Below are 11,927 nucleotides of genomic sequence, written 5' to 3' on the forward strand. Positions count from 1 at the left end.
CCGCCGCGCACCGGGTGCGCGGCGGGGCCCCACGGGTCCGTACCCCAGGGGGGACTTTGACTTCTGTGACGTCCACGGGCAGCGCCCGTCGTCCCGCGCGCTCCCGGCGCGCGGGCCGGATCGCGGCCTGCACCGCTCTCGTTCTCTCGGCCGGCATGCTGCTGGCCGCCCCGGCCTCGGCCGACGGACCGTCGCCGCGGCACACGGCGACGGAACGTTCCGCCGCCTCGGCCCCCCGGCCGGTGCTGAACCTGCCGCAGCCCACCGCCGCCGGCCGCAGGGCCGCCGCCGCGGAGGCGTCCGGAGCCGCCGCCGCGGTGAAGCCGCGCGCGGACTTCGACGGCGACGGACGCTCCGACCTGATCTACCGGGACTACGCCTCCGACCTGGTCGTCGCGCCGAGCGGCGCAGCGGAGCGGGCCTTCGACATCCCCGGCAAGGTGCCCTCGGCGTTCAAGGACATCATTCCGGTCGGCGACCAGAACGGGGACGGGGTCGCGGACCTGCTGACCCTGTCGCCGTACGGCTCGCTGACCTTCCGCGCGGGCACCTCGATCGCGGGCACCGGCGCCGCCGGCTGGACCGGCAAGGGCTGGCAGATCTACAACAAGGTCCTCTCCCCCGGTGACCTCACCGGCGACGGCCGCGCCGACCTGCTGGCCCGCACCCCCGAGGGCGAGCTGTACCTCTACCCGGCGACCGGCAACACCGCCACCTCGCCGTTCGCCGCCCGGATCCTCATCGGCAAGGGCTGGGACAGGTACGACCAGCTCATCGGGGCGAACGACGTCAACGGGGACGGCATCGCCGACCTCTACGGGCGGACCGTCTCCGGCGATCTGTACTTCTACACGGGCACGGGCTCGACGCAGCGGGTGTTCGACGCCACGGGACCCCGGGTCGGCCACGGCTGGAAGATCTACAACCAGGTCATCGGCACCGACGACCTGGACGGCGACGGCCGGGGCGACCTGATCGGGCGCGAGGTCAACGGCGACGTCTACGTGTACACGTCGACGGCGACCGGCGAGCTCACCGCCCGGGTGGCCGGCGGCACGGGGCTGAACTCGGCCTCGCTCCTCGCCGGTGCGGGCGGCAACCCGGACTTCGGCAAGAACGACCTGATCGGCCTCGACACCAAGGGCACGCTCTGGGCGTACTGGTCGCTGAACAACGGCAAGCTGAGCGCCCGCGACCAGCTGAGCGAGACCGGCGGCTGGAAGGGCGCCAAGCCCTTCTACGCCTCCTCACTCAACGAGAACGCCCTGGTCGACCTGATGGAGCTGTACGACGGCGGCATCTACAACTACAGCTACTCGCCGGACTCCACGCCCCGGATCAGCACCGGCTGGACCGGCTACACGGCCGTGCTCGGCCCCGGCGACCTCACCGGCGACGGCAAGGGCGACCTGCTGGGCCGTGACAAGAGCGGGGTGCTCTACCTCTACCCGGGCAACGGCACCGGCAGCGGCTTCTCGTCCCGCATCCGGGTCGGCGGCGGCTGGAACGCGTACACGGTGCTCATCGGCGCCGGTGACTTCACCGGGGACGGCCGCACCGACGTGCTGGCCCGCGACAAGGACGGGGTGCTCCGGATGTACCGGGGCACGGGCGACAAGTACCGCCCCTTCCTCTCGCCGTTCCCGGTGGGCGGCGGCTGGAACACCTACACCAAGCTGGCCGCGCCCGGTGACCTCACCGGCGACGGCAAGGCCGACCTGGTGGGCGTCGACCGCAACGGCAGCCTCTGGCTGTACATCTCGAACGGCCAGGGGCAGTTCACCAAGCCCGTCCGGCTCGGCGGCGGCTGGAACACGTACTCCGTCCTCAACTGACGCCTTCCGCACACGTCGGTCCCCCGGGGCCCCGTCACCGGTCCTCCGGTGCCGGGGCCCCGTCCGGTTCCAGGAACTCCAGACGATTGCCCACCGGGTCGTGGCTGTAGAAACGGCGGTGGCCGGGCAGGTTCCCGTCCCAGGTGACCTCGGCGCCGCGTTCGGCCAGCCGCGCCGCGTACGCCTCGATGTCCGTGACGCGCAGGCCGGGGTGGGCCTTGCGGGCCGGGCGGAAGTCCGCCTCGACGCCCAGGTGCAGCTGGACCGGTCCGGCCGCGAACCAGCAGCCGCCCCGGGCCGCCAGAACCGGCGGCTTGGGGATCTCCGTCATGCCGAGGACGCCCGTGTAGTACGCGCGCAGTGCGTCCTCGGAGCCTTCGGGGGCGGCCAGCTGGACGTGGTCGAGTGCGGTGATCATCTACTTCTCCCGGTGGCAGACGGCGAAGATCCGGCGGAACGGGAAGACCGTGCCGTGCGGGCCCGCCGGGTAGGCGGTGCGCAGCAGGTCGCGGTAGTCGGCGAGGAAGGCGTCCCGGGCGTCCTCGTCGTCGGCCAGGGCGGTGAGGACCGGGCGCAGTCCGGTGCCCCTCACCCAGTCGAGGACCGGGTCGGGGCCGGTCAGCAGGTGGAGGTAGGTGGTCTCCCAGACGTCGGCGGTGCGGCCGGGGCCGGTGAGCCGGTCGAGGTAGCCGGCCGGTTCGAGGACGGCGTCCGCGTGGCGGAGCACTCCGCCGAGGCGGGAGCGCCAGCGCGGGGAGCCGGCGAGGTCGCGCATCAGGGCGTGCGAGGGCTGGTCGAAGTTGCCGGGGACCTGGAGGGCGAGGGTGCCGCCGGGGGTGAGCGCGGCCAGCCAGTCGGGGAAGCGGGCGGCGTGGCCGGGGACCCACTGGAGCAGGGCGTTGGAGACGATCAGGTCGTGCGGCTCGTCGGGGGTCCATGTCGCGGCGTCGGCCTCGGCGAAGTCGAGCCGGTCGGTGGCGTGGGCGCGGGCCCGCTCCAGCATCTGCGGGGAGGTGTCGTAGCCGGTGATCCCGGCGGTGGGCCAGCGGTCGGCGAGCAGGGCGGTGACGTTGCCCGCGCCGCAGCCGAGGTCGGCGATGCGGGGAGGGTTCCCGGGGAGCGGGGGGATGCGGGCGAGCAGATCGTGGAAGGGGCGGGTGCGGTGGTCCGCGTGGCGCAGGTACTGCTGCGGATCCCAGAGGGGTGCGGTCATGGCTCCAGGGTCGACCGCACATATCTCGATGTCAAGAGACTCGCCATCAAGACACTCATGCTCAAGGAATTCAGGTTTGAGAAACTTCTGGTCAAGAGACTTGGATTCAAGAGACTTCATGTCGACAGACCAACTACACTGATCCACATGGAGGACGAGGTCGACCGACTGGTCGCTGCATGGCGCCGTGAGCGCCCCGACCTCGACGTGGAACCGCTCGAGGTCCTCAGCCGCGTCTCCCGCCTGGCCCGCCATCTCGACCGGGCCCGCCGCATCGCCTTCGCCGAGCACCAGCTCGAACCGTGGGAGTTCGACGTCCTCACGTCGTTGCGCCGCGCCGGCGCCCCGTACCAGCTCTCCCCCGGCCAGCTGCTCACCCAGACCCTGGTCACCTCGGGCACGATGACCAACCGTATCGACCGGCTGACCAAGAAGAACCTGGTCGAGCGGCTCCCCGACCCCAACGACCGCCGGGGCGTCCTGGTCCGGCTGACCGCCGAGGGCCGCGACAAGGCCGATCAGTCGCTGGCCGGGCTGCTCGCCCAGGAGCGGGCCATCCTCGGCGAGCTGTCGCGCGGGCAGCGTGGCGAACTGGCCGGGCTGCTACGCCAGTTGACCGCCCCGTTCGACAACGTCCCCGGCTAGCGGGGCCTGCTCCAGATCGACCGGGCCGACCCCGGCCCGCCGGGCCAGCGCCACCGCGGCCAGCGTCGAGTGCACCCCCAGCTTCCCCAGCACGTTCTGCATGTGCGTACGCACCGTGTGCGGGGAGAGGAAGAGCCGCTCCGCCACCGCCTTGCGGCCCAGCCCCGCCACCATGCAGCGCAGCACCTCGCGCTCGCGCGGGGTCAGCGACTCGACCAGCGCCTCGCTCTCGGTGCGGTGCTTGCGGTCCGCCATCAGCTCCCGCAGCACCCCGGTGAGCAGGGCGGGCGGCAGATGCGTCTCGTCGCGCAGCACCCCCCGGATCACCGCGAGCAGCCGTTGCAGCGAACTGTCCTTGGCGACCCAGCCGCAGGCACCGGCCTGGAGGGCGAGCGCCGCCCGGCGCGGGTCGTCCTTCTCGGCGAGCACCACCGTGCGCACCGAGGGCCGCAGCGAGCGGACCCCGGCCACCAGGGAGAGGCCGTCGACCGGCCCGTTCTCCCCGCTGTCGGGGGCGGGTACCGGGACCGGGCCGGTGGCCCCGGGCGGGTTCAGGATGCCCAGTTCGGCGTCGACGAGGAGGACGTCGTAGCAGCGGCCCTCCGCGGCGGCCCGGTCCAGACAGCGCAGGGCGGCCGGGCCGCTGCCGGCCGCGGCCACGTCGACATCGGGCTCGGCGGCGAGGGCCGCGGCGAGCGATTCGGCGAAAATGCGGTGGTCGTCGACCACGAGAACCCGGATACGGACCACAGGCACCCCCATGCTGTGCGCTCTGGGGCGCCGACGCGGCCCACCCCCCGGCGGGGCCGGACCGGCACGGATACGACGCCCGGAGCGGGGAGCTGGTCCGCGGTCCACGGCCGCCGCCGTGTGGTGTGACCGCTCTCCGCCCGGACGCCGTATCCGGCTGTCTCGTACCCCTGAATCAGCACCGGCCCCCACCGGTGCTGAGCATCAGGGTACGGGTGGGGGCGTGCGGCGGAAGGGAATTCACAGAACTGACCGGCCGGACGCCCCTAGGGTGGGGTTCATGTTCCGTCTTGAGACAGAAGTGGACAAAGAACGACGTCGGCTGCTGCACAGCCGGCTGCGCGACGACAACACCGCGCGCTCGCCCCGGATCCGCGCGCTGCGTGACACCCCCGCCGCGCACGAGGTCCCGTTGGAGATCTGGGCGCTGGACGGGCAGGGGCGGATCGCCGCCGGGCTGGCCGGTCATGTCTGGGCGCACTGGCTCCATGTCGACCTGCTCTGGGTCGACGCCCCGCACCGCTCGTCCGGTCTGGGCTCCCGGCTGCTCGACGAGGCGGAGCGGCGGGCGCGCGAGGAGCACGACTGCGTCCGCTCGCGGGTGGAGACCTGGGACTTCCAGGCCCCGGACTTCTACCGGGCCCGGGGCTACGAGGTGGCCGGGCGGGTGGTGGACTACCCGCCCGGCATCACCGAGTTCACGCTGGTCAAGGAGCTGGCCGGGCCGGCCCCCCGGTCGGCTCAGACGAGCCGGCGGGCACCCGCCGACGGCACGGCCGGGAAGATGCCGGGGGCCGCGTAGCCCGCGGCGGCGAAGGCCTCCCGGACGGTCTTCGCGACGGTGTCGGCCCGGTCCTCCTCCACCAGCACGACCGCCGAACCGCCGAAGCCGCCGCCGGTCATCCGGGCGCCGAGCGCACCGGCCGCGTTCGCCGTTTCGACCACCAGGTCCAGTTCCGCGCAGGAGACCCGCAGATCGTCGCGGAGCGAGAGGTGTCCGGCGGTGAGGACCGGTCCGGCCGCGCGCACGTCACCGGCGTCCAGCAGGGCGATGACCTGCTCCACCCGCTGGTTGTCGCCGACCACGTGGCGGACGTAGCGCACCACGGACTCGTCCGCGCCCGCTTCGGCGAGCCGGCCGAGCGCCGCGTCCAGATCCTCGTACGGGAGGTCGCGCAGCGTGGGTATGCCCAGCAGCCGGGCGCCCTCCTCGCAGCCGGCCCGCCGCTCCGCGTAGGCGCCGTCGCCCAGCGCGTGCTGGACGCGGGTGTCGACGACCAGGAGGCTCAGCCCCCGGGCGGCCAGGTCGAAGGGGATCTGGCGGCGGCCGAGGTCGCGGGTGTCCAGGTGCAGGGCGTGGCCCTCGGTGCAGCAGGCGGACGCCATCTGGTCCATGACCCCGCAGGGGACGCCGACGAAGGCGTTCTCCGCGCGCTGGGCCAGGACCGCCAGTTCGGCGTGGTCCAGGCCGAGACCGAAGAGGTCGTTCAGGGCCAGCGCGGTCACCACTTCGAGGGCGGCGGACGAGGAGAGCCCGGCGCCGGTGGGGACGGTGGAGGAGAGCTGGATGTCGGCGCCGGTGACCGCGTGCCCGGCCTCGCGCAGCGCCCAGACGACCCCGGCCGGGTAGGAGGCCCAGCCGTGGCCCTGGCCGGGGGCCAGTTCGTCGACGCGCAGGCTCACCACGCCGCCCGGCACATCGGTCGAGTGCAGTCGCAGCTCGCCGTCGGTGCGGCGGGCGACGGCGGCGCGCGCGGTGTGCGGGAGGGCGAGCGGCATCACGAAGCCGTCGTTGAAGTCGGTGTACTCGCCGATCAGGTTGACCCGGCCGGGGGCGGCCCAGATCCCCTCGGGCGCGCTCCCGTACAGCTCGGTGAAGGAGGCGGTCAGCTCAGCGTGGTCGGTCATGGTGCGGTGGGCTCCTCTCGGCGGGCGAACGTCCAGGCGTCGGAGACGATTCCGGCCAGGTCGGCGCGGGACGGCCGCCAGCCGAGCCGCTCCCTGGCGGTGGCGGCGGAGGCGACGAGGACGGCCGGGTCACCGCCGCGGCGCGGGGCCGCGGTCTCGGGGACGGGGTGGCCGGTGACCTCGCGGACCGTCTCGATGACCTCGCGGACCGAGAAGCCGTTGCCGTTGCCGAGGTTGCAGATCAGGTGCTCGCCGGGGGCGGCGGCGTCGAGGGCCAGCAGATGGGCCTCGGCGAGGTCGGCGACGTGGATGTAGTCGCGGACGCAGGTGCCGTCCGGGGTCGGGTAGTCGTCGCCGTAGACGGAGATGGACTCCCGCTGCCCGAGGGCGACCTGGAGCACCAGCGGGATCAGATGGGACTCGGGGCTGTGCCGCTCGCCGCAGTCGCCGTAGGCCCCGGCCACGTTGAAGTAGCGCAGGGAGACGGCGGCCAGGCCGTGGGCGGCGGCCTCTCCGCTGATCATGTGGTCGACGGCGAGCTTGGTGGCGCCGTAGGGGCTGGTGGGGGCGGTGGGGTCGGTCTCGGTGATCGGGCTGGAGACCGGTTCGCCGTAGGTGGCGGCGGTGGAGGAGAAGACCAGGGTGCGCACCCCGGCGTCGCGCATGGCGGCGAGCAGGGCGGTGGAGCCGCCGACGTTGTTGACCCAGTACTTCTCCGGGTCGGTGACGGACTCGCCGACCTGGGAGTACGCGGCGAAGTGCAGCACCCCGTCGTAGGAGGGGTCGAGCCACTTCGCGGCGTCCTGGATGCGGCCCTCGATGAAGTCGGCGCCGGCCGGGACGCCCTCGCGGAAGCCGGTGGAGAGGTCGTCGAGGACGGTGACGGTGTGGCCGGCCTCCAGCAGGTGTTGGGCGACCACACTGCCCACATAACCCGCACCACCGGTCACCAGGTACTTCTTCGGGGTCTTGCTCACTGGCTCGCTACCTCTCGCAGTCGCTGGGCCGCGGTCTCCGGCGGCACGTCGTTGATGAACACGCTCATGCCGGATTCGGAACCCGCGAGGAACTTCAGCTTGCCGGAGGTGCGTCGGATGGTGAAAAGCTCCAGATGGAGTCCGAAGTCATCCCGTCCCTCGACCCCGAACGGTGCCTGGTGCCAGGCGGAGATGTACGGGGTGGGCGGCTCGCCGGGGCCGAAGATCCGGTCGAATCGCCTCAAGAGTTCCAGATAGACCTGGGGGAACTCTGTGCGGGCCGCCTCGTCGAGGTACCGCAGGTCGGGGACGCGGCGGCGGGGGTGGAGGTGGACCTCGTACGGCCAGTGGGCCGCGTACGGGACGAAGGCCACCCAGTGTTCGGCGGCGAGGACGATCCGCGAGCCGTCGGCCTCCTCGCGGGCGAGCACGTCGTCGAAGAGGTTGCCGCCGGTCTCGGCGCGGTGGGCGGCGGCCGAGCGCATCATCAGCTCGGTGCGCGGGGTGACGAAGGGGTAGCCGTAGATCTGGCCGTGCGGGTGGCCGAGGGTGACGCCGATCTCGGCGCCCCGGTTCTCGAAGCAGAACACCTGGGTGACCTGCGAGAGCTCGGCGAACTCGGCGGTGCGGTCGGTCCAGGCCTCCAGGACCAGACCGGCCTGCTCCTCGGTGAGGTCGGCGAAGGACGCGTGGTGGTCGGAGGTGAAGCAGACGACCTCGCAGCGGCCGGAGTCACCGGCCAGCGAGGGGAAGCGGTTCTCGAAGACGGCGACGTCGTAGCCGGTGTCCGGGATCTCGCTGAGCCGGTCCCCGGACGAGGGGCAGAGCGGGCACTCGTCGGCCGGCGGGTGGTAGGTGCGTCCCTGGCGGTGCGAGGCGATGGCGACGCTGTCGCCGAGCAGCGGATCGCGGCGGACTTCGGAGGAGGTCGAGACGGCGTCGAGCGGACGCCGGTCGACGGCGTCGCGGACGGTGTCGTCGCGGCTGTCGTAGTAGATCAGCTCCCGGCCGTCGGCGAGCGTCGTAACCGTCTTCTTCACCGGACTCCTCCCAAACAGAACCGAACACAATGAACCACAAATCAACAGACCCGTCAATGATGCGGCGCATGCGTCGGAGGCGTACGGCACGGCCGTACGCCGGGGAGTGGAGATATGGCGGGAATACGGAGGGAAGGGGCCGGTCAGGCCGTGGGGTCCGGGCCCCTCGGGGCCTCCCGCACCGCCCGGTCGAGCAGTCCGGTGCGCGCGGCCAGCGCGGCCGCCTCCAGCCGGGAGCCGACCCCCAGTTTCATCAGCACCCGCTGCACATGGGTGCGGGCGGTGCTCGGCGCGATCCGCATCCCGGCCGCGATCAGCCGGGTGTCCTCGCCCTCGGCGACCCGGACCAGGACCTCGACCTCGCGCGGGGTGAGCATCCCGAGCAGCTGGCGGCCCTCGTCGTCGGGCTGCGCCGCCGGGTTGAGCAGTTCGGCGAAGGCGCCCTGGAGGAGCTGGGGCGCGATCGCGGCCTCGCCGGCGCGGGCCTTGACCATGGCGCGTTCGACACCTTCGATGCGCTCGTCGTGGCGGACGTATCCGGCGGCGCCGGCGGCGAAGGCGGCGGCGATGCCGCGCGGGCTGGGCACCGGGCCGAGGACCACCACGGCGATCTGCGGCCGTGCCTGCCGGATCCGGGCGACCGGATCGAAGGTGCCGGGCTCGGCCGGGGCGGCCGTGCCGAAAAGACAGACCTCGGGCGACCTGCTGATCACCAGCTCGGCCGCGCCCGAGGCGGGCGCGGCGGCGGCGAGCACCCGGTGCCCGCGCAGTTTCAGCGCCGAGGCCAGCGCCTCCGCGAGCAGTCGGTGGTCGTCGACCACCATCAGCCGCACGCCCATCGGGCACTCCCCCTCACGCCGTCAGACCCCCCGGCCCGCTACAGACCCGGCAAGTTACACGCTTGTTCGAGGCCGCGGGCCGGTTCGCCGGGAGAACGACCGAGACAGGCGACTTCCTGTGCGTTCAGAGCGAGTTGGTGTTCCCGTATGGCCGAATCCCCGCTGTTGTACCCTGCACGCTGACTGAATTCCGACCACCTTCCAGGAGAATCGTGCGTCTGAAGAAGACTCTGCTCACCGCCGCCGCCGCGTGCCTCGCGCTGGCCGGCCCCGCGTTCACCGGATCCGCGTCCGCCGCCGTGCAGTTCACCGAGGCGTCCGTGTCGACCACCTGGGGCTACGCGGAGGTGAAGGCCGACTGGCGTCTCAACCCGTACCAGCTCAACCCGCTGTACCTGTACGTGAAGGACACCAAGGCCGACGGCCACGGCGTGGGCGTGCGGCTGGTGACGCGGGGCGACGCCGGGACGCACTACTTCCCGATCCACCGGGTCTCCACCGGGGCCGGCACCGCGTGGTCGGACACGACCTACGCCAACCCGGGCGGCTGGATCTCCTCCGCGTACATCCAGCTCTGCCAGATGGAGGGGACGACGATCCTGGGCTGCACCAACTCCAAGATCATGTACCCGCCGTTCGACGACAGCAGCGCGAGCTGACGGCCCGCGGCAGCGGACACGCGTGAGGGGGTGGAGCCGGCCGGCTCCACCCCCTCACGCGTGTGCGCCGGTCAGCTCGTGCCGAACGCGACGACCAGGTACTCCTTGTCGCCCAGCGAGCTCTCCCGGGGCTTGCTGATCATCGTCTCCGAGATGTACAGCCGCCCGTTGGTGTAGCGGTACTCGGCGTAGTCCGTGGAGAAGCTGGTCTCCGCGTCCCGGACGGACTCGTCGCTCGGGTTGTCCATCAGCACGGTCTGCTTGAACGTGGCGCCGTCGATGGAGACGACCTGCCCGCCCTTGTCGTAGGGGGGCACCTTGTACGCGATGATGTTGCCGCCGTCCATGCGCAGCGGGAACATCGTGTACCGCTCGCCCGCGTCGGCCCGGTCACTGGTCGGCTTGCCGGTGGTCAGGTCGAACGAGACGATCTCGTTGGTGTTGCCGTACTCGCCCGTGCCCTCGTGCTCCTCGGTGGGCAGGTAGAGCCGGTTGTTGCCGACGGCCAGCTGCTGGCAGGTCTCGACCTCGGTCGAGCCGCAGCGCGCCGCGTACTTCTCGGCGTCCGCGGAGATCCGGGTGAGCAGCTTGCCGGTGGACGCGTCGATGGAGAAGAAGTCCGAGATCCCGCTGCCGTCACCGGCGGTTTCGCCGACGTCGGCGGCGACGACCAGCGGCTTGGTGGAGACGATGCTGGCGTAGTCGACGCCGGGGGGCATCTTGTACGAGGACAGCGGCGCCCCGGTCGTCGGGTTCAGGGCCTGGATGACGAGCTGCGGGTCGTCGTACGGACCGCACTTGCGGACCACGGCCAGGGCCTCGCCGCCGCCGTAGCCCTTGTCGTAGCAGTTGTCCGTGCTGACCTTCGGCTTCCAGCGCTCGGCGCCGGTGGCGAGGTCGAAGGCCGCGCCGCCGTCGGTGCCGCCGGCCGCGACGGTGGAGCCGCTGAGGGTGACCTCGTCGAAGCGGACCGGGCGGTCACCGGTGTTGGACGAGGTGACGCTCTTGCTCCACATGAGCTTGCCGGTGTTGAGGTCGATCGCGCCGACCTGGGTGCAGCTCTGGTACTTCTTCGCGGCGGTCCGCTTGCCCTCCTCGAAGGCGATGGCCGTCTTGAAGTCCTTGCTCATGTGCCGGGAGGCGGCGCAGAGCTGGCCGTCCAGCGGGATCGACCAGAGCTTGGTGCCCTTGGCGAGGTCGTAGCCGACGACCTCGTTGACGCCCGTCTTCACGTACGCCTTGTCGGTGATCCAGGAGCCGTCGACGGTGGTGACTTCGGTGACCTTGGGCTGCGGGAGCTGGAAGGCGACCGAGGACTTGGTGTTGGCCGGGGCCTTCTCCTTGCCGCCGCCCCCGATGCCGCCGCCGCTGTCACCGCCCTTGTTCTCGCCGCCGGTGGTGCCGGCGGAGGTCTTGGCCTCGTCCTTCTTGTCGTCGTCACCGCCACTGGAGGCGAACCAGATGCCGCCGCCGACGATCAGCACCACCGCGACCGCGGCGGCCACGATGATCTGCGCCTGGGTGGAGAACTTCTTGGGCCCGCCGGAGCCGGGCTGCGGCTGCTGCGGCTGCTGCATCGGCGTCGTCGGGTAGCCGTAGCCCTGCTGGGGCGGGGAGGGCGGGAAGCCGTAGCCGGGCTGCGGGGCCTGGCCCTGCTGCGGGTAGCCGTAGCCGGACCCGGGCTGCTGCGGCGGATAGCCGTAGCCGGGCTGCTGCTGCGGGGCGCCGAAACCGCCGGGGACGGTGGGCGGCGGGGTGCCGTAGCCGCCGGGGACGGTGGGCGGGGGCGGGGTGCCGTAGCCGGGCTGCGGCTGCGGCGGGCCCGCCGGCGGCGGGGTGGCGGGCTGCTTGCCGAACGGGTCGGCGGGCGGCGGCGTGGGCGCGCCGAAGCCTCCGGCCGGCGGGTCCTGCGGGGCGCCGAAACCACCGGGCGGGGGGTCCTGCGGCGCGCCGAACCCGCCCTGGGACGGCTCGTTGGGCGGCGGCTGGGGCGGTTGCGTCATGGCGTGTGCGTACCTCGGGGGAAACGGGAGGGAATCGGTCGGGGGGCCGAACCGGTCG

The 11,927-nt window shown here is 72.5% G+C and carries 11 protein-coding genes and 1 pseudogene; 4 read left to right on the top strand and 8 right to left on the bottom strand.

The genetic code is table 11. The features are described from left to right. The first annotated feature begins 65 nt into the window (after window positions 1–65). Window positions 66–1,835 carry an FG-GAP repeat domain-containing protein gene (locus ACFVDM_RS29085; protein ID WP_383647556.1) on the top strand — a complete coding sequence of 590 codons (1,770 nt, stop codon included), beginning with the start codon at window positions 66–68 and terminating at the stop codon, window positions 1,833–1,835. A 34-nt stretch (window positions 1,836–1,869) separates the two neighbouring features. Here the strand turns inward: ACFVDM_RS29085 and ACFVDM_RS29090 are convergent, their stop codons facing one another. Both ACFVDM_RS29090 and ACFVDM_RS29095 read right to left on the bottom strand, forming a co-directional pair. Next, window positions 1,870–2,253: a VOC family protein gene (locus tag ACFVDM_RS29090; RefSeq protein WP_383646679.1), complete on the bottom strand. Its 384-nt coding sequence runs from the start codon at window positions 2,251–2,253 to the stop codon at window positions 1,870–1,872. Continuing rightward, window positions 2,254–3,048: a trans-aconitate 2-methyltransferase gene (locus ACFVDM_RS29095; RefSeq protein WP_383646682.1), complete on the bottom strand. Its 795-nt coding sequence runs from the start codon at window positions 3,046–3,048 to the stop codon at window positions 2,254–2,256. A gap of 147 nt (window positions 3,049–3,195) precedes the next feature. Between ACFVDM_RS29095 and ACFVDM_RS29100 the strand changes: the two genes are divergently transcribed. Continuing rightward, window positions 3,196–3,693 (top strand): MarR family winged helix-turn-helix transcriptional regulator, encoded by a 498-nt coding sequence (locus ACFVDM_RS29100; RefSeq protein ID WP_383646687.1) that lies wholly within the window; start codon window positions 3,196–3,198, stop codon window positions 3,691–3,693. Here the strand turns inward: ACFVDM_RS29100 and ACFVDM_RS29105 are convergent. After that, a complete protein-coding gene (locus ACFVDM_RS29105; protein ID WP_383646690.1) occupies window positions 3,652–4,455 on the bottom strand; it encodes a LuxR C-terminal-related transcriptional regulator in 804 nt (267 codons plus the stop codon). The genes ACFVDM_RS29100 and ACFVDM_RS29105 overlap by 42 nt on opposite strands. Before the next feature lie 268 nt (window positions 4,456–4,723). On the opposite strand from ACFVDM_RS29105, the pseudogene ACFVDM_RS29110 reads away from it, so the two are divergent. Further along, a pseudogene (locus ACFVDM_RS29110) lies at window positions 4,724–5,161 on the top strand (GNAT family N-acetyltransferase); the annotation flags it as partial. Between the two features lie 23 nt (window positions 5,162–5,184). On the opposite strand, the gene galK reads toward ACFVDM_RS29110, so the two are convergent. The 4 genes from galK to ACFVDM_RS29130 all read right to left on the bottom strand — a co-directional run bounded on the left by galK (window position 5,185) and on the right by ACFVDM_RS29130 (window position 9,207). Beyond that, window positions 5,185–6,351, bottom strand: coding sequence for a galactokinase (galK, locus tag ACFVDM_RS29115; RefSeq protein WP_383646693.1), 1,167 nt, complete (start codon window positions 6,349–6,351; stop codon window positions 5,185–5,187). After that, window positions 6,348–7,328: a UDP-glucose 4-epimerase GalE gene (gene galE, locus ACFVDM_RS29120; RefSeq protein ID WP_383646696.1), complete on the bottom strand. Its 981-nt coding sequence runs from the start codon at window positions 7,326–7,328 to the stop codon at window positions 6,348–6,350. The genes galK and galE overlap by 4 nt, the downstream gene beginning before the upstream one ends. After that, on the bottom strand, window positions 7,325–8,368 hold the full coding sequence (gene galT / locus ACFVDM_RS29125) for a galactose-1-phosphate uridylyltransferase (protein ID WP_383646699.1): 1,044 nt from the start codon (window positions 8,366–8,368) through the stop codon (window positions 7,325–7,327). The genes galE and galT overlap by 4 nt, the downstream gene beginning before the upstream one ends. Window positions 8,369–8,511: 143 nt before the next feature. After that, on the bottom strand, window positions 8,512–9,207 hold the full coding sequence (locus ACFVDM_RS29130; protein WP_383646702.1) for a LuxR C-terminal-related transcriptional regulator: 696 nt from the start codon (window positions 9,205–9,207) through the stop codon (window positions 8,512–8,514). Window positions 9,208–9,419: 212 nt separating this feature from the next. Here ACFVDM_RS29130 and ACFVDM_RS29135 point away from each other — a divergent pair, with 212 nt between their 5' ends. Next, window positions 9,420–9,866 (top strand): hypothetical protein, encoded by a 447-nt coding sequence (locus ACFVDM_RS29135; protein ID WP_383646705.1) that lies wholly within the window; start codon window positions 9,420–9,422, stop codon window positions 9,864–9,866. Between the two features lie 71 nt (window positions 9,867–9,937). On the opposite strand, the gene ACFVDM_RS29140 is transcribed toward ACFVDM_RS29135, so the two are convergent. Next, window positions 9,938–11,869 (bottom strand): PQQ-binding-like beta-propeller repeat protein, encoded by a 1,932-nt coding sequence (locus tag ACFVDM_RS29140; RefSeq protein ID WP_383646708.1) that lies wholly within the window; start codon window positions 11,867–11,869, stop codon window positions 9,938–9,940. Window positions 11,870–11,927 lie beyond the last annotated feature (58 nt).

This window comes from Streptomyces sp. NPDC057682 (assembly GCF_042799575.1).
GTDB lineage: Bacteria > Actinomycetota > Actinomycetes > Streptomycetales > Streptomycetaceae > Streptomyces.

Coding starts and splice junctions, on each gene's coding strand:
- ACFVDM_RS29090 (WP_383646679.1), bottom strand. CDS start 2,253: ATGATCACCGCACTCGACCACGTCCAGCTGGCCGCCCCCGAAGGCTCC.
- ACFVDM_RS29095 (WP_383646682.1), bottom strand. CDS start 3,048: ATGACCGCACCCCTCTGGGATCCGCAGCAGTACCTGCGCCACGCGGAC.
- ACFVDM_RS29100 (WP_383646687.1), top strand. CDS start 3,196: ATGGAGGACGAGGTCGACCGACTGGTCGCTGCATGGCGCCGTGAGCGC.
- ACFVDM_RS29105 (WP_383646690.1), bottom strand. CDS start 4,455: ATGGGGGTGCCTGTGGTCCGTATCCGGGTTCTCGTGGTCGACGACCAC.
- galK (WP_383646693.1), bottom strand. CDS start 6,351: ATGACCGACCACGCTGAGCTGACCGCCTCCTTCACCGAGCTGTACGGG.
- ACFVDM_RS29130 (WP_383646702.1), bottom strand. CDS start 9,207: ATGGGCGTGCGGCTGATGGTGGTCGACGACCACCGACTGCTCGCGGAG.
- ACFVDM_RS29140 (WP_383646708.1), bottom strand. CDS start 11,869: ATGACGCAACCGCCCCAGCCGCCGCCCAACGAGCCGTCCCAGGGCGGG.